At 34.6% G+C, this 16,231-nt stretch carries 19 protein-coding genes and 1 tRNA gene; 12 read left to right on the plus strand and 8 right to left on the minus strand.

The features are described 5' to 3' along the window. Window positions 1-64: 64 nt before the first annotated feature. From rpiB to PKC55_RS16485, 11 genes are all read left to right on the plus strand, one after another. Window positions 65-520, plus strand: coding sequence for a ribose 5-phosphate isomerase B (gene rpiB / locus PKC55_RS16435; protein ID WP_291030175.1), 456 nt, complete (start codon window positions 65-67; stop codon window positions 518-520). Window positions 521-718: 198 nt separating this feature from the next. Further along, window positions 719-1,582, plus strand: a complete 864-nt coding sequence (rfbA, locus tag PKC55_RS16440) for a glucose-1-phosphate thymidylyltransferase RfbA (protein ID WP_283686562.1) — start codon at window positions 719-721, stop codon at window positions 1,580-1,582. Between the two features lie 54 nt (window positions 1,583-1,636). Continuing rightward, a complete protein-coding gene (gene rfbC / locus PKC55_RS16445) occupies window positions 1,637-2,185 on the plus strand; it encodes a dTDP-4-dehydrorhamnose 3,5-epimerase (protein ID WP_291128436.1) in 549 nt (182 codons plus the stop codon). Window positions 2,186-2,281: 96 nt separating this feature from the next. Then, on the plus strand, window positions 2,282-2,983 hold the full coding sequence (locus PKC55_RS16450; RefSeq protein WP_283686560.1) for a glycoside hydrolase family 25 protein: 702 nt from the start codon (window positions 2,282-2,284) through the stop codon (window positions 2,981-2,983). A gap of 18 nt (window positions 2,984-3,001) precedes the next feature. Further along, complete coding sequence (locus tag PKC55_RS16455; RefSeq protein WP_324373583.1) at window positions 3,002-4,015, plus strand: S41 family peptidase; 1,014 nt, start codon at window positions 3,002-3,004, stop codon at window positions 4,013-4,015. Between the two features lie 175 nt (window positions 4,016-4,190). After that, window positions 4,191-6,473, plus strand: coding sequence for an NADP-dependent malic enzyme (locus PKC55_RS16460; protein WP_291128439.1), 2,283 nt, complete (start codon window positions 4,191-4,193; stop codon window positions 6,471-6,473). Between the two features lie 63 nt (window positions 6,474-6,536). After that, entirely contained in the window at window positions 6,537-7,010 is a 474-nt protein-coding gene (locus PKC55_RS16465; protein WP_291128441.1) for a GNAT family N-acetyltransferase, read from the plus strand. Window positions 7,011-7,099: 89 nt separating this feature from the next. Beyond that, entirely contained in the window at window positions 7,100-7,507 is a 408-nt protein-coding gene (locus tag PKC55_RS16470) for a GFA family protein (protein WP_291128443.1), read from the plus strand. Between the two features lie 120 nt (window positions 7,508-7,627). Next, the gene (locus tag PKC55_RS16475) at window positions 7,628-7,885 is read left to right on the plus strand and encodes a hypothetical protein (RefSeq protein WP_291128445.1); all 258 of its coding nucleotides are present in this window, start codon (window positions 7,628-7,630) and stop codon (window positions 7,883-7,885) included. A gap of 223 nt (window positions 7,886-8,108) precedes the next feature. After that, entirely contained in the window at window positions 8,109-8,402 is a 294-nt protein-coding gene (locus tag PKC55_RS16480; protein ID WP_324373584.1) for a 6-fold beta flower protein, read from the plus strand. 119 nt (window positions 8,403-8,521) lie between these two features. Continuing rightward, the gene (locus tag PKC55_RS16485) at window positions 8,522-8,746 is read left to right on the plus strand and encodes a hypothetical protein (protein WP_324373585.1); all 225 of its coding nucleotides are present in this window, start codon (window positions 8,522-8,524) and stop codon (window positions 8,744-8,746) included. A gap of 45 nt (window positions 8,747-8,791) precedes the next feature. On the opposite strand, the gene PKC55_RS16490 is transcribed toward PKC55_RS16485, so the two are convergent. The 6 genes from PKC55_RS16490 to PKC55_RS16515 form a co-directional block, all read right to left on the minus strand. Next, window positions 8,792-8,865, minus strand: a tRNA-Ala gene (locus PKC55_RS16490). A gap of 73 nt (window positions 8,866-8,938) precedes the next feature. Continuing rightward, window positions 8,939-9,604: a hypothetical protein gene (locus PKC55_RS16495; protein ID WP_291126246.1), complete on the minus strand. Its 666-nt coding sequence runs from the start codon at window positions 9,602-9,604 to the stop codon at window positions 8,939-8,941. 141 nt (window positions 9,605-9,745) lie between these two features. Then, window positions 9,746-10,687, minus strand: a complete 942-nt coding sequence (locus PKC55_RS16500; protein WP_006842748.1) for a hydrogen peroxide-inducible genes activator — start codon at window positions 10,685-10,687, stop codon at window positions 9,746-9,748. Between the two features lie 21 nt (window positions 10,688-10,708). Beyond that, a complete protein-coding gene (locus PKC55_RS16505; protein ID WP_291126247.1) occupies window positions 10,709-11,377 on the minus strand; it encodes a YggS family pyridoxal phosphate-dependent enzyme in 669 nt (222 codons plus the stop codon). Window positions 11,378-11,426: 49 nt separating this feature from the next. Beyond that, window positions 11,427-11,882, minus strand: a complete 456-nt coding sequence (locus PKC55_RS16510; RefSeq protein ID WP_135104100.1) for a DUF4494 domain-containing protein — start codon at window positions 11,880-11,882, stop codon at window positions 11,427-11,429. Between the two features lie 363 nt (window positions 11,883-12,245). After that, window positions 12,246-12,779, minus strand: a complete 534-nt coding sequence (locus PKC55_RS16515; protein ID WP_006842745.1) for an RNA polymerase sigma factor — start codon at window positions 12,777-12,779, stop codon at window positions 12,246-12,248. Window positions 12,780-13,174: 395 nt separating this feature from the next. Here PKC55_RS16515 and htpG point away from each other — a divergent pair, with 395 nt between their 5' ends. After that, entirely contained in the window at window positions 13,175-15,064 is a 1,890-nt protein-coding gene (gene htpG, locus PKC55_RS16520) for a molecular chaperone HtpG (protein WP_291126249.1), read from the plus strand. Window positions 15,065-15,171: 107 nt separating this feature from the next. Here the strand turns inward: htpG and PKC55_RS16525 are convergent, their stop codons facing one another. Together PKC55_RS16525 and PKC55_RS16530 are read right to left on the minus strand one after the other, a co-directional pair. After that, a complete protein-coding gene (locus PKC55_RS16525; RefSeq protein ID WP_291126251.1) occupies window positions 15,172-15,798 on the minus strand; it encodes a ribonuclease H1 domain-containing protein in 627 nt (208 codons plus the stop codon). A gap of 76 nt (window positions 15,799-15,874) precedes the next feature. After that, the gene (locus PKC55_RS16530) at window positions 15,875-16,159 is read right to left on the minus strand and encodes a hypothetical protein (protein ID WP_291126253.1); all 285 of its coding nucleotides are present in this window, start codon (window positions 16,157-16,159) and stop codon (window positions 15,875-15,877) included. Window positions 16,160-16,231: the final 72 nt, after the last annotated feature.

The raw sequence follows: 16,231 nt of genomic DNA on the forward strand, positions 1-16,231 counted from the left end.
TACACCTGATAATGTATATAAACAGGTCAAAGAATATCTGAAGTAATATAAAAAACAAAAAACAATGACAATTACGATACAAGGAGATAAACCGATAGGATTGGCTAGCGATCATGCAGGATATTCTATAAAGCAATATATTATCAGCCTCTTTGATCAACAAGGAGTTAAATATATTGACTATGGAACTTATTCTACAGAAAGTACCGATTATTCTGACTATGGTCATAAATTGGGAACAGCTATCGACAATGGCGAATGTGATTTTGGTGTTGCTGTTTGTGGTACAGGCAATGGCATTAATATGACATTGAACAAGCATAAGAAAGTACGTAGCGCGCTTTGCTGGAATGTAGAAATAACTCAATTAGCAAGAGCTCACAATAATGCGAATGTACTTGCATTACCGGGAAGAATGATTTCTCCTGAGGAAGCTTCTCAAATGGTAGAAGCCTTCTTCAATACTCCTTTCGAAGGAGGAAGACATCAGAGACGCATCGACAAAATCCCTTGCATCTAATCTGGTTATTGTAAATAAAATAAATGGAGGCATTTCGTTAGAGTGCCTCTATTTTTTATATATTCTCAACTTCTATTTTGAGTAAATAGTCACATCGGCAAAAAGAGCATGCAACAATAAACTATTCTCGATATATACTCGAATCATACGCTAGATTTACTATTTTTGTGTATTGCTATTTATATAAATATAAACACTATGAAAGGAATTATTCTTGCCGGAGGAAGTGCTACACGACTTTTCCCACTCTCTAAAGCAATATCGAAACAGATAATGCCTGTGTACGACAAGCCAATGATTTATTATCCGCTATCAACACTGATGCTGGCAGGTATTCGGGAAATATTGGTTATATCTACACCTCGTGATCTCCCTATGTTCAGAGAACTACTCGGCACAGGGGAAGAACTCGGCATGAAATTCGAATATGTGATACAAGAGGTTCCGAATGGGCTTGCACAGGCTTTTGTTCTTGGAGAGAAATTCTTGGATGGTGAGCCGGGTTGCCTTATCCTCGGCGATAATATGTTTCATGGGCAAAACTTTTCGCAGATGCTAAAAAAAGCGGCCTCTATCGAAGTCGGAGCCTGTATATTCGGATACTACGTAAAAGATCCTCGTGCATACGGTGTTGTAGAGTTTGATGAGTCAAAAAAAGTGTTATCTCTGGAAGAAAAACCCGAAAAGCCAAAATCAAACTATGCTGTACCGGGACTATATTTTTATGATAAAACGGTAACAGAGAAAGCCAAAGCTTTAAAGCCATCGGCAAGAGGTGAGTATGAAATTACGGACCTAAATAAATGCTACTTGGAAGAAGGAACGTTAGAAGTACAATTGTTTGGTCGTGGTTTTGCATGGCTTGATACAGGAAATTGTGATAGCTTACTAGAGGCAGGAAACTACGTAGAAACAATACAGAATAGACAAGGTTTCTATGTTTCTTGTATCGAAGAAATTGCATGGCGCAACAAGTGGATTGATGATGATCAGCTGGCTGCCCTTGGGCAAAAACTAGACAAAACAGCTTACGGACAATATATCTTAAGTTTGGTCAAGTAAAAATCGTATAGAAAAAGAAACGCATAATATCAACAAGAAATAGTATACTGAAAAATGAAATTTACGGAACAATCCATCAAGGGAGTCTGGGTAATAGAGCCTAAAGTATTTAATGATGAGAGAGGATACTTTATGGAATCATATAAGAAAAATCTTTTCGATGAGCACATCGGTAAGATTGATTTTATTCAAGATAATGAATCTAAGTCTACTCGTGGAGTACTAAGAGGATTACATTATCAAATAGGAGAATATTCTCAGGCTAAATTAGTAAGGGCACTTAAAGGATCTGTTCTGGATGTTGTAGTTGATTTAAGGAAAAGCTCTCCTACTTTTGGACAATATCTGGCAGTAGAGCTAACAGATGAAAACAAAAAGCAACTATTTATGCCAAGAGGTATTGCTCATGGTTTTTTGGTGCTTAGTCAAGAAACGATTTTTTCTTACAAAGTAGATAACGTATATGCTCCTGCACATGAAGCGTCTCTACTATGGAGTGATCCATCGGTCGCTATCAACTGGGGAATAGATGAGAAAGAACTAATCTTATCACCCAAAGATAAAGCCGGAAAATTGTTATCCGAAGCTATTTTATTTGACTAAGAGTAAATGGCAAAAACAGTACGAAAAAGAACAATACGGAAAAGGGTAAACAGGAGAAAATCTAAAAAAAGTAATTTAAAGAAATACATCCTGTCAATGAGTATAGCTGTATGCTTAGGTATTGCAGCTTTCTTCGTTATTAAAGGATTTTTTGAAGAACCCGAATCTTTCGATTCTAGTAAATATTTTGTGAAAGGCATAGATGTTTCACATCATAATCCAATTCTTAATTGGGATAATGTAATGGAACAAGATATAACATTCGCTTATCTGAAATCGACAGAAGGGACGACACATGAAGACCGGAATTATCCTTTCAATTATGATCTGGCTCGAAAGTCTAATATAAAGGTAGGCTCATATCATTTCTATACGTTTGCCTTATCGGGAGAAGAACAGGCAAAACATTTTCTTAAAACAGCAAAATTTAATAGCGGAGACCTGATTCCTGCTATAGACGTGGAACATTCTCCGGCAAACCCGTATAGCAAAGACAAAGAATTTGTAGGTACTGTTGTCAAAGAGCTTAAAATAATGGAAAATAAGCTCTATGAACATTTTGGAGTTCATCCTATAATTTATACCAACAGAGATTGTTATAAACTATATATAAAAGGTAACTTTCCGAAGAATATTATATGGATGTGTGATCTACACAACGAGCCTTCAGACGATGTTAATAACTGGAAAATATGGCAATTTTCGCATAAAGGAGAATTACCGGGAGTAGACGGGCATGTTGATTTGAATTACTATCGATATACATTCAACGAGTTTAAAGAATTATTACTACCTTGAACACTCAAAATTAAGCTGATGAAGTATCTATATATTGCCATATTCGCCTGTTTCTTTTTTACATCTTGTTTTAAGGAAGATAAGTTCGAGAGCTCAAAGAAGGGAAACTTCGAGGCTCTTTGGCAAATTATGGATGAGCATTATTGCTTTTTTAATTATAAGGACGTAGATTGGAATGAAGTCTATAATCGTTATTCGCAACGTATAAGCGAAAACATGGATAACGATGCATTATTTGCTGTCTTAGGCGAAATGCTTGCGGAGGTACAGGATGGACACGTAAATCTAGTAGCCTCGCACAATGTAGCTCGTTATTGGAAATGGTTTGAAGATTATGCTGACAACTTTGACTCTAAGATACAAAAAAACTATCTCGGAACAGATTATGGTATTGCGGGAGGGCTTAAGTACAAGCTGTTGGATAATAATATAGGATATATATATTATGGTAGTTTCTCAAGTGGTATCGGCGAAGGAAATATCAATCAAGTGCTCGATCGGTTTGCACTATGTGATGGTATCATTCTCGATGTGAGAGATAATGGAGGAGGACTGATGTCCAATAGCGATAGACTGGCATCCCATTTCTTTAACGAAAAAACATTGGTTGGTTATATGAGACATAAAACTGGAAAAGGACACGATGACTTTTCCAAACCTTATGAAATATATGTAGAACCGACAAATGGTGTCAAGTACCAAAAGAAAGTGGTTATACTTACAAATCGTAGTTGCTACAGTGCAGCGAATGATTTTGTTAATGCTATGCGATATGCTCCCAATGCAACTATAGTTGGCGACAAAACCGGCGGAGGAAGTGGACTTCCATTTTCTTCAGAATTACCGAACGGTTGGTCTATACGTTTTTCTGCATCTCCTATCATGGATGCAGAAATGAATCAACTGGAATTTGGAATCGATCCCGACATTAAAATAGACATGACAGAAGCAGATATGGACAAGGGTATAGACACAATAATAGAAAAAGGGAAAGAAATAATTAAAAGCTCTAGCGAAAACCTATCTTTTTGAAATTAAAAAATCTAAATACAAACCAATTACAAAACATATAACGCCACACAGGTGTTATACAACATATAATAAAGATCAAAATGATTTATTAAAATATAAATATTTTGAAATTCATTTTGTATAACTTTGTATAAAGCAGAGATTTCATCTACAAACCTGTAAAACATTAATAATCATGCCTAAAGTAACAAAAGAAGCCGCCTTGAAATATCACAGAAGTGGGAGACCCGGAAAAATAGAGGTTGTACCTACTAAGCCGCATAGTACTCAAATGGATCTGTCTCTGGCATATTCTCCGGGTGTGGCAGAACCATGTCTCGAAATAGAAAAAGAACCTCAGTTGGCGTATGAATATACGACGAAAGGGAATCTGGTTGCTGTTATTTCTAATGGGACAGCAGTACTTGGGTTAGGCGATATTGGCGCACTTGCAGGCAAACCTGTAATGGAGGGCAAAGGGCTCTTATTTAAAATATTTGCAGGTATTGATGTTTTTGATATTGAGGTAGATGAAAAAGATCCTGAAAAATTCATCCAAACAGTCAAGGCAATTTCTCCTACTTTCGGGGGTATTAACCTTGAGGATATAAAAGCACCCGAATGTTTCGAAATAGAAAGAAGATTAAGAGAAGAACTTGATATTCCGGTAATGCATGACGACCAACATGGCACAGCAATCATTTCTGCAGCAGCTTTGATAAATGCATTGGATATAACGAATAAAGATATATCCAAAATAAAACTTGTAGTAAATGGAGCCGGAGCTTCTGCCATAGCATGTACAAATCTGTATATGAGATTTGGCGTGAAAAAAGAAAACATCATTATGTGCGATAGCAAAGGTGTAATCACTACCAAACGCCCTAACTTAACAGATACTAAAAAAGAATTTGCGATAGATAGCGATATTACAACGCTAGAACAGGCAATCGAAGGAGCAGATGTTTTCTTAGGATTATCTACTGCTGATATTCTTACAAAAGAAATGATACGGAAAATGAATAATAATCCGATAGTATTTGCTTTAGCGAATCCGAATCCTGAAATTTCGTACGAAGAAGCAATGGAATCACGCGATGATATTATTTTTGCTACCGGCCGTTCCGACTACCCCAATCAGGTAAATAATGTTTTGGGATTTCCATACATTTTCAGAGGCGCATTAGATGTAAGGGCTACTACGATAAACGAGGAAATGAAACTCGCTGCATCTAGAGCGATAGCTGACCTTGCAAAAGAGCTGGTTCCGGATGTTATTAATTCAGCCTATGAAATAAAGAAATTGACTTTTGGAAAAGACTATATTATCCCGAAACCGCTAGACCCAAGATTGTTAACATCAGTATCCACCGCCGTAGCCAAAGCCGCAATAGAGAGTGGAGTAGCTCAAAAGACAATCACCGACTGGGTAGAGTACCAAAACAGGATATCTGAAATGATGGGATACAGCAACAAGCTAATCCACCGTCTGACAGCTCTTGCCAAAAGCGAAAGAAAACGTGTTGTATATTGTGAAGGAAATCACGTTAATACTATAAAAGCTGCCATCATTGCGTATAAAGACAATCTGTGTGAACCTATTTTACTCGGTAGCGAAGAGCGAATACAGAATATAGCCAAAGAGAATGGACTTGACCTCAACGGAATAAAAATAATAAATCACAGAAATATATCTGAGGATGTACGCAGAGCACGCTATGCTCAGCTATTGAGCGAGAAGAAGTCGCGAGAAGGTATACGCTACCAAGAAGCATTCGAGAAAATGAGTGACCGTAACTACTTCGGAATGATGATGGTAGAGACTGGCGATGCTGATGCAGTTATCACAGGGATATATAGCCACTACCGTGAGTTTGCAAAAACAGCATTGGAAGTGATCGGATTAAAACCTCAGTATAAACATTTTGCAGCGATGCATATTGTACAAACAAAAAGAGGCCCTTATTTTCTTGCTGACACACTTATTAATCGTTGGCCGGAAGAAGATGTGTTGATCGAAATAGTAAAACTGGCACACGACACTGTACAATATTTCTCTACAGAGCCGGTGATTGCAATGCTTTCGTTTTCCAACTACGGTGCTGATGATAACGGAAGCCCTAAAAGTATAGCAAATGCAGTAAGATATTTTCATGACAATTATCCGGATTATAATATTGATGGAGAAATGCAGCTGAATTTTGCGATGAATAAAGAGCTAAGAGATAAAGCATTCCCATTCAACACTCTTAAAGGCAAGGATGTAAATACATTGATATTCCCCAATTTAAGCTCAGCCAATATATCCAGTAAGCTATTGATGGAGTTGGGTATTGCAGGTGAGAGCTTAGGTCCAATTCAGATGGGATTGCGCAAAGCTGTCCACTTTACTGATATAGAAAGTTCAGTAAGAGACATAGTCAACTTAACGGCCGTAGCTGTTGTAGATGCAATTGCAAACAGCCTACAAAATAAGTAAGTATGTTGCTTCGGGAAATATTGAAGGGTAAAAAGCTATATTATACTGATCATAAGAAAAAGAATGCAACTGACTTTAACTCCGGTACAAGATCCAGACATCGAGTTATTAAGCGAATGGTTACATAAGGATTATATCCTGCAATGGTACCATGATGCTGATGAATGGATTCATGAAATAGAAGAAAGAGAAGGAAGCTTTAACTTCTTATCTCACTATATTGTTCTTGAAAGTGATAAGCCAATTGGATTTTGTCAATTTTATGATTGCTTCGACGCCAAGGAAGATTGGTATTCGGTAGAGTTCCCAAACAAGATATATAGTATTGATTATTTAATTGGAGAAGAAAATTTTCTAAGGAGAGGATATGGCAAAGAAATTGTGAGAATTCTTACAAATAAAATAATCCGGGACAAAAATCCAGAGGCAATAATAGTTCAGCCGGAACAAGAAAATGTAGCGTCATGCAAAGCTCTTTTAGCGAACGGTTATATTTATGACTTAGATAATAATTATTACATACTACAATACTTATAAGTATTATTCAATTGAATGTGTAATAACTAAGGTTTATTTTTTAGTAAAGATTTCATGGAAATTGTTAGCTTTACACAAAACAAATCAATATGAATAAAAAGCATAAAGGAACTTGCTTATGTGGTAAAGTTGCATTTGAAATAATAGGGACTTTTGAACGTTTCTTCCTCTGTCATTGTGAATATTGTCGTAAAGATACAGGCTCTGCCCATGCTGCAAACTTATTTTCTACGACAGCTAAATTAATATGGTTATCAGGAGAAGACAACATTAAGACCTTTGATTTCGAATCATCAGGACATATTAAAAGTTTCTGCCTCGATTGCGGCTCTGCACTTCCAAATATTCAGATGCATGGAAGTTTGCTTGTTGTTCCCGCAGGCTGTCTTGACACAGATATTTCTATTGCTCCACAAGGTCATATATATTTTTCGCACAAGGCTAATTGGGATAATGATTTACACAAAATTCAAATATTTGAAGAGCTCCCATTATAAGTTATATAAGTCGTTCATAAAATATTAAGTACTTGTTTGGAAATAGAACAAAGAATCTAACTCTTTTTGTGATGATTGGAAAGATATTGTTAGATTTAAAGAATATTTTAAAAGATAGTTATGATAACCAAACAGAAAATTACAATATATTTAAAGTATCAAAATATAGATAACTTTGCTCGTATTGCTAATGCTAAAGAGAAAAAGATATTGGGAGATAAAGATTGGGCTCTTATCGAAAATTTAATACAAGATATCCATTTATTAAAAAACAATATGGTGTCTAGTGAAATGAGAGATAAAATAGAAAACAAAATCAAAGATTATACGGAAGACGAAAATGAACTTATCGAAAAACTAATTAATATAAAATTTTAACTCCCCCAATATTTCAGCATGAGAATTAGCTCTAGTGAGGCATATCTCCACTGTATCGAATTCTTTTGAGAAGATGGGATAAAAATCATTAGCGTTTAAATCTTAGTAGTTTTTAAGAGTCTTATCAATAAGTAATATTTATAAATTTGAAAGCCATGAAAAAACAATTATTACATTTCTTTTTATCATCGTTTACCTGAGTGGGTATGCACAAGACAGTAAAGTGTATAAAGGGAATTCTACATTTATGAGCGCGATAGTATACACAATCAAGGATGGCAAGGTATACAAAGGAAATTCCACATTTACAAGAGATATAGTATATACAATTAAAGATGGTAAGGTATACAAAGGAGACTCTACTTTTATGACCGATATAGTATACACAATTAAAGATGGTAAGGTATACAAAGGAAACTCTACTTTTATGACCGATATAGTATACACAATTAAAGATGGTAAGGTATACAAAGGAAACTCTACTTTTACAAGTGATATAATTAACACTATTGAGTAAATATAAAAAATCCCAATATCGTCCAATATTGGGATTTTTATGGGGTATAGTACCAAAGTATCGAGCTCTTTATGAGGATTGGACAGAAAGGTCAACTTTATTAAATCAACAGTTTTTTCATGAGAAATATAATATATGACTTTGTTCGTTTTGTAGGAGCCCGAATCAGATTTTACTTCCTTAAACTCATAGGGTTTCCTAAACCACTTAAATATTTAGAAGGTAATTCTAATGACTATGCAAATAAGATTAGCCACGGATGCATTAATACTATTATAGGTATTCCTATTGTATTTGGAGTTATTATAGGAATTGCTTACTTATATTTCACATACTTTAATTAAAATAAAATCCCCACACATTTCTGTATGAGGAGTTTTAAATTATTGTGGAGCATATCGGACTCGAACCGATCACCTTTAGACTGCCAGTCTAACGCTCTAGCCAGATGAGCTAATGCCCCCGATGAAAGCTGTGCAAATATATACAATTTTCGCTAATAATGCCAGATATATAAATAAAAAGAGAACTTATCTCTATTTAACTGTATACTGCGAGCAATATTCCACAGCAGACTTAATATCTTCCGGATTATCAAAATCCAGCTTATTTTCCTTAATATATTTCTTGATTTCTTCTTTGTGAGCTTTAAATAACTTTGCTAATGAGTCTGGTGAAGAAAAGCGCTTCTGTGTATTATTAATCTTTATATAATAGAAATTATCAGGCTTGTAATTAAACTTCTCGGAAACGTTCAGTGGAATAGCACGTCCTTCTTTATTAATTACACTTACACTCGTAATAGCACTTGTTGTAGATGTCATACCATAACCACTCGGTTTTCCCTCCGATACAGCTTTACATCTCCATTGTATATAAAAAATGAAGTTATTATAATTAATCCGTTCGTAGAATAAATTGCCTTTTATTTGCTCAAATATTCGCCCTTCAATATTGATATATGAAATATCCGAAGGATTGACTATCTCTAGTAAAGCATTATCCGAAGGTGAGAGGAAGAGCATCCTTTGATTTAAAGGATCATAATTAAGTTTTGCATATACAACTGCACCATTTTTATATACAGCTTTTCCATTTTTAAATTCATCGAATATATATACATTGTCTTCTTGAGCTTGCAGTTCCAATGATACAAAAAAGAGACTAAAGAATAATGATAGAAGAAGATATTTGTTTTTCATAACAGGCATTTATTTAAAGCTTTAACAAAGAAAATAAAGTATTTATTAATCTACAAATAATTCAGTATTTATTCTACTTAAACAGTGAAAGTCCTGATAGTTTCAGGACTTTCTTATATTATGTTATACAGAAAATTCAGATCAAATATCCACAACGAACTTTTTTAACTCTAAACTCAATAGAGGTTGGGGTACCGATTGCTTTATTTCCGAAATTATTATATCCAAAACTCTTTCTCTCAAAAATTCTTTACGAGTAACCAAGCTGATTTCTCTTACCGGCGAAATACCTTTCAGTGGACGCACATTCTTTTTTTGTTGTTCGGTAAGATCTTCTATTGCCATTTCGGGAATAATAGTAAGCCCGCTATTGTTATCTACAATATTGATCAGCGTGCTTATACTTCCTGCTTCGTACGAGAATAAAGAATGTGAGCTTTTACGCTTACGCATATTACAAATCCTCAATATTTGCCCTCTGAAACAATGAACTTCTTCAAGCAACCACAAACGGTTTATATTCAGATCATCTTCTTCCAGCTCTTTTTTTGCATAGAGTGACGTTTCGCGGGGAGAAACGTAAGCATAGAATCGTTCGTAATATATCGGATGTTCCGATATTTTGTCATTTTTCAGAGGTGTAGCCAATATAGCTCCATCTAAAGCCCCATTCAACAACTTCTCTATTATCTGACCGGTTGTAGTTTCTTCTATTACCAAAACAATATCATAACCATTTTCGTCATGAACCTTCATAAGTTTCGGCAATAAATAAGGCGCGATAGTAGGGATTATACCCAATTTAAACACTCCTTGTACTATTCCTTTTTCTTCTTGGATTATTTCTTTTATCTGCTTTACTTGCGATACAATGACACGAGCCTGATTTATGATCTGAATACCAATAACAGTTGGCTGAACAGGCAACTGACTACGATCAAATATTTTAACCCCCAGTTCATCTTCCAATTTCTGGATCATCATACTTAGGGTAGGCTGCGTTACAAAAGAGGCTTCAGCCGCTTTTGCAAAGTGGCGGTGATTGTCCACTGCAATAATATACTCTAGTTGCTGTATGTTCATATCTACGGTATTTAGTTAGTGTTAGTATTCTCTTTGTCCAAATATTGAAGAACCTACTCGTACTATAGTAGCTCCCTCCTCCACTGCTATTTCATAATCATCAGACATTCCCATAGAAATTTCGGAAAACGAATCAAAATCATGGAAATAATCTGCTTTAAGTTCATCATAGAATAGTTTCAGGCTACGAAACTCTGTTCTTATCAGGTCTACATTGTCCGTAAAGGTAGCCATACCCATTACCCCTCCAATATATGCATACTTCAACTGCTTCCAAAGACCTTCATCCAGCATCTGCCGACAAGTATCAAATGATAAGCCATATTTAGAGTCCTCTTCTGCAATATGAATTTCTAAAAGACAGCAAATACGCTTATTTACACTTGTTGCCTGCTTATCTATTTCTTGTAAAAGCTTCCAACTATCAACACTATGAATAGTATGAACATATGGAACGATTGCTTTCACTTTGTTTGTTTGAAGATGACCTATAAAGTGCCATTCTATATCTTGTGGCAACTTACTATGCTTCAGATCTACCTCTTGCATCCGACTTTCACCAAAAACCCGTTGACCGTTATCATAAAGTTTCTGTATAGCTTCTACAGGATGAAATTTAGATACAGCGACAAGTTTTACAGTTTCAGGTAAAGTCTCTTTTATTTTATGTAAGTTATCTGATATATTCATTTCAAGCCGGTAACACAATATAATTTATCAACCATAATTTTATGGCAAATCATACCAATACTACTTTCTTCTTTTCGTCTTCTGAATAAGGGAACACATCCATAATAGTAGTCTCGGATAATGAAGCAATAGTATAATCAGCCAAGGTTCCCTCCATGCCTTTTTCTACAACCTTCAGTGCTTCTTTTATATCAGAAGCCTGAGCTAGCATTTGTACTGCAGTTTTCTTTTCCGTTCCACTTTTTTCATCCAAACTAATAAACATTACTTTAGCTTTAAAAAAACGATCTCCATTATCATTAAAGAATAATTCAGACAATTTAGCTCTTTTAATATCTGCTATTGTAAATTCTCCCGATATATAAGGTTTTATTTCTTCAATTATACGGGCTTCCGCCTCGGTGAAAGATAGTGCATCTACTAAATATGGTTCAGTTACTTTTTTTTGCATACCATTTTCCAGTACTTTTTCGTAACTGACTTTGCATTCAAACCAATTGTGCATATAGTCTAGGTTATTGTTTTAATCTATAATTTATTGATACAAATATAAACAATTTAATTCATTATATCTATCAATTGATAAAAGTTCTCTATTGCTTAATTATGAGATTCTTCTATCACAAAAAAAGAAAATAAAGAACAAATCTATGCATATTTAAGCTATAAAAATCTATATTTCTCAAAAAATATTTAACCTCATCTTTTTTATTATTATTCAACTTATGAGATAGTAATAATAACATAAAGGCAGGATATTTTAAAATAATAAATTAATATATATGTTAGAATAAAGAGAGCTTTCTGTCTCAAAAAAAGCCTGCAATTACACTGCAGGCTTTCGTTTATTATTTAAATAATTTCTATATTATTCTCTGTCTTGATATTTATAATCGTTCAGCAGTTCTTGAAGACGTTTACGAGCAAAGAAAATACGACTCTTAACCGTACCTATTGGCAAACCTAATTGTTGAGCAATTTCTTCATATTTATAACCCGACACGTGCATTGTAAAAGGAACTTTATATTCGTCCGCAAAACTATTTATCACTTTTACTATTTCAGATACTGTATATGCGCCTTCCGGTGTATCAAAACCTGAATCTTGAGGTAAATTTAAATGATATAAATTTTCAGTTTGATCTATCATAGTCTGACTGCGAACTACACGACGATAGTTATTCACAAAAATATTATGCATGATAGTAAAAACCCAACCTTTGAAGTTTACGTTTTCATAATATTTCTCTTTGTTGTCTAAAGCACGTAATGTTGTTTCTTGCAACAAATCTTTCGCCTCTTCTCTATTGGATGTTAGAGTAAGTGCAAAGTTCAACATATTATTCTGCAAGTCTATTAACCTGTCTTCAAATCCTTTATAAGTGTTATTTAGTGTTGTCATTTTTTTGTAATTTTTAGTCGGCTAATGCAAATTAAGTAATCTTGTATGGCTTTTTAAGCCAAAATATAATAAAACAACGCTTTGTTTTATAATCTCTTTTCATTAATTCTTAAAACAAATATACTCTTTTTTTTCATCAACCAGAAAAAACTTTATAAAAATATACTTTTTTTCAGAAAAATAAGCAAAGACAAAACACATAAATAACTGATAATATGTATTCTCAAATATTATTTGAATATTAATATAAGTTATAAATTATTTCTATAAACTTCATTAATTAATCAAAATAAATCCAACATACTACGACAAATTGTCACTCAGATACTCTTTGGCATTTATTTTGTCTTAACAATACATAATTAACAAATATAACTGGTAAAATATTATACAACATGGAAAAAACTGGTAAAATTGGGGTTACGACCGAAAACATTTTCCCTATCATCAAGAAATTCTTATATAGTGATCATGAAATATTTCTTCGTGAATTAGTGTCTAATGCCGTAGATGCTACTCAAAAATTAAAGACATACGCATCGTTAGGAGAATTCAAAGGAGAGATGGGCAGTTTGTCGGTAAGCGTATCTATTGACAAAGATAAAGGCACTCTTACAATCTCAGATAAAGGTATTGGGATGACCGATGAAGAAATAGACAAGTACATCAATCAAATAGCATTTTCTTCAGCAAATGAGTTCCTCGATAAATACAAGAAAGACGCTAATTCTATTATTGGACATTTTGGATTAGGTTTTTATTCATCTTTCATGGTATCCAAGAAAGTTGAAATCATCACCAAGTCTTTCAAAGAAAATGCTCAAGCGGTAAAATGGAGTTGCGACGGATCTCCTGAATTTACGTTAGAAGCTGTAGAAAAAGCAGAAAGAGGGACTGACATTATTTTATATATAGATGATGAGAATAAAAACTTCCTCGAAAAAGCAGAAATAGACAAACTATTAAAAAAATACTGCCGCTTCTTACCTATCCCGGTAGTATTTGGGAAGAAAACAGAGTGGAAAGACGGCAAATCTGCAGAAACGGAAGAAGACAATGTTGTAAATGATACGAATCCCCTATGGACACGCAAACCTGCCGATCTGAAAGATGAAGATTATAAGAAATTCTACCAAGACTTATATCCTTTCTCTGACGAGCCGATGTTCTGGATACATCTAAATGTTGATTATCCGTTCAAGCTGACAGGAATATTATATTTCCCTCAAGTGAAGAGCAATATAGACCTCAATCGCAACAAGATACAATTATATAGCAACCAAGTATTTGTTACAGATTCTGTAGAAGGCATAGTTCCCGAATTCCTGACATTGATGCATGGGGTTTTAGATTCTCCGGACATTCCTCTTAACGTTTCTCGCTCGTATCTGCAAAGCGATCAGAATGTAAAAAAGATATCCAATCATATTACTAAAAAGGTTGCAGACAGGCTGGAAGAAATATTCAAAAATGACCGTAGTCAATTCGAAGACAAATGGGATAGTCTCAAGCTCTTTGTTGAGTATGGCATGCTTACCGACGAGAAATTCTACGACCGTGCTCAAAAGTTCTGTTTATTGAAGAACGTTGATGGTAAAGCATTCACATTTGAAGAATACAAAACACTTATATCTTCTGATCAAACAGATAAGGATGGTAACCTGATTTATCTATACACCAGCAACAAAGAAGAGCAATTCTCTTACATAAACACAGCGAAAGACAAAGGATATGATGTAATCTTATTTGACGGTCAACTAGATGTACACATGGCAGGACTGCTTGAACAGAAGTTTGAGAAGAGTCGCTTTGTTCGAGTAGACAGTGACACAGTGGACAATCTGATCTTGAAAGAAGACAGCAAAGAGATCAATCTAACTGATAAACAAAAGGAAGAGTTGAATGAAGCCTTTACTTCTCAACTACCGAAGATTGATAAAACTGAATTTACTGTCGACTACAAATCGTTGGACGAAAAGGCACAACCAATACAAATAACTCAGAATGAGTTTATGCGCCGTATGAAAGAAATGTCTGCTATGCAGTCGGGTATGGGATTTTATGGTGAGATGCCGAACAATTATAATCTTGTATTAAACATCGAGCATCCATTAATAAAAAAGATAATGGCTGATATAGATAACAAAGATAAAGAGGCGGTAAGTGCTTATGCTAATGAGAATAAAAATATCCGTCAATTGATAGATTTAGCTCTGCTGTCAAACGGTATGCTGAAAGGTGAAGCTTTGAGCAACTTTATCAAGAGAAATATGGAAAATATATAATCTACAGAATATATTAAACCAAACAGGTAATAGCGGAGCTTAATGTCACTAAATAAAGAAGACATTTTGCTTCGTTTATTTATTATAATAAATTTTCAAACCAAAGCTCACTTCCGTCCAAAATCTGCGGGAATCTCACCCCATTCATCAGTTTTCCATTTAAGGATTGTAGTTGTATAAGTATTTGTTTTAAGCCAGTTCTCGGCACGTTCTATCATGTAGAAAAGAGATTCATTCTCGGGAATTCGCTCCAGCTTGGTCTTACATTTCTTTTCTTTTACCCACTTTATTGCATTTACACTATCTGAATAAATTGGAATAGAAAAACCTTTCTGTTTCAACAAAGCCAAGCCGTGTACCAATGCGAGGAATTCTCCAATATTATTTGTCCCTTGCTCAAATGGTCCTTGTTTGAAAATCTCCTCCCCGGTCTTCACATATACTCCGCGATACTCCATCAAACCGGGATTGCCACTACAGGCGGCATCTACGGAAAGGCTATCTTTTATAATCTCGGGAATGTTATGTATCGAAACTTGCTTCTTTTTTTCAGCATTCTTACCTACATACAACCAAGGACTTTCATTGTAAGCTTTGTCAGCCTCTAGTTTTGAGGGAAATGATTTATAGATAGCACCATCATAACCTTCTACCTGAGCTTTACATTCTGCCCATGAAGAGTAAACCCCGGTCTTTACTCCATTCCACACCACATAAAAATTCTTCTTCGCCACCTTATTCCAACAGTATATATCACAAAAATATCCGTAAGCTGTACTTACAGATATTCTAAATCTTTTATTACTCTAATTACTTTTCGTTAAAAAAATCAGAAGCCTTTTTTCGAGCCTTATCTGTAAACTCATCAACCTTATCTACAAATTTTTCAGTATAACTTTGCGTATGCTTCGACACGTCTTCAAATAAATCTTTAGCCTTAGTTAAGAAATCTTCTGTTTTTCCTTTAAAGAATTTATCCCAGTCTATATCAAGACCTTCCTTGTCCATATAATCTTTGACTACAGAAACAGCTTTAACAGCCTGTTCGTATGTAAGCCCAACCTCATCTTGCAGTTTTTTTATCAAGTTTTCCATGATTATAATTTTTGATGGTTTTTATTTATAGAAAACAACAATCAGAGAGACAAAGTTCAGACTATAAAACAC

The organism is Dysgonomonas sp., from assembly GCF_035323175.1.
Lineage (GTDB): Bacteria > Bacteroidota > Bacteroidia > Bacteroidales > Dysgonomonadaceae > Dysgonomonas.

Bases quoted from the DNA above. Each gene is read 5' to 3' on its own strand.
- PKC55_RS16465 (WP_291128441.1), top strand. From the start codon at position 6,537: ATGCAACTGACTTTAACTCCGGTACAAGATCCAGACATCGAGTTATTA.
- PKC55_RS16470 (WP_291128443.1), top strand. From the start codon at position 7,100: ATGAATAAAAAGCATAAAGGAACTTGCTTATGTGGTAAAGTTGCATTT.
- PKC55_RS16460 (WP_291128439.1), top strand. From the start codon at position 4,191: ATGCCTAAAGTAACAAAAGAAGCCGCCTTGAAATATCACAGAAGTGGG.
- rfbC (WP_291128436.1), top strand. From the start codon at position 1,637: ATGAAATTTACGGAACAATCCATCAAGGGAGTCTGGGTAATAGAGCCT.
- PKC55_RS16510 (WP_135104100.1), bottom strand. From the start codon at position 11,882: ATGCACAATTGGTTTGAATGCAAAGTCAGTTACGAAAAAGTACTGGAA.
- PKC55_RS16530 (WP_291126253.1), bottom strand. From the start codon at position 16,159: ATGGAAAACTTGATAAAAAAACTGCAAGATGAGGTTGGGCTTACATAC.
- PKC55_RS16485 (WP_324373585.1), top strand. From the start codon at position 8,522: ATGAGAAATATAATATATGACTTTGTTCGTTTTGTAGGAGCCCGAATC.
- rfbA (WP_283686562.1), top strand. From the start codon at position 719: ATGAAAGGAATTATTCTTGCCGGAGGAAGTGCTACACGACTTTTCCCA.
- PKC55_RS16515 (WP_006842745.1), bottom strand. From the start codon at position 12,779: ATGACAACACTAAATAACACTTATAAAGGATTTGAAGACAGGTTAATA.
- htpG (WP_291126249.1), top strand. From the start codon at position 13,175: ATGGAAAAAACTGGTAAAATTGGGGTTACGACCGAAAACATTTTCCCT.
- PKC55_RS16475 (WP_291128445.1), top strand. From the start codon at position 7,628: ATGATAACCAAACAGAAAATTACAATATATTTAAAGTATCAAAATATA.
- PKC55_RS16495 (WP_291126246.1), bottom strand. From the start codon at position 9,604: ATGAAAAACAAATATCTTCTTCTATCATTATTCTTTAGTCTCTTTTTT.
- PKC55_RS16505 (WP_291126247.1), bottom strand. From the start codon at position 11,377: ATGAATATATCAGATAACTTACATAAAATAAAAGAGACTTTACCTGAA.
- PKC55_RS16450 (WP_283686560.1), top strand. From the start codon at position 2,282: ATGAGTATAGCTGTATGCTTAGGTATTGCAGCTTTCTTCGTTATTAAA.
- PKC55_RS16500 (WP_006842748.1), bottom strand. From the start codon at position 10,687: ATGAACATACAGCAACTAGAGTATATTATTGCAGTGGACAATCACCGC.
- PKC55_RS16455 (WP_324373583.1), top strand. From the start codon at position 3,002: ATGAAGTATCTATATATTGCCATATTCGCCTGTTTCTTTTTTACATCT.
- rpiB (WP_291030175.1), top strand. From the start codon at position 65: ATGACAATTACGATACAAGGAGATAAACCGATAGGATTGGCTAGCGAT.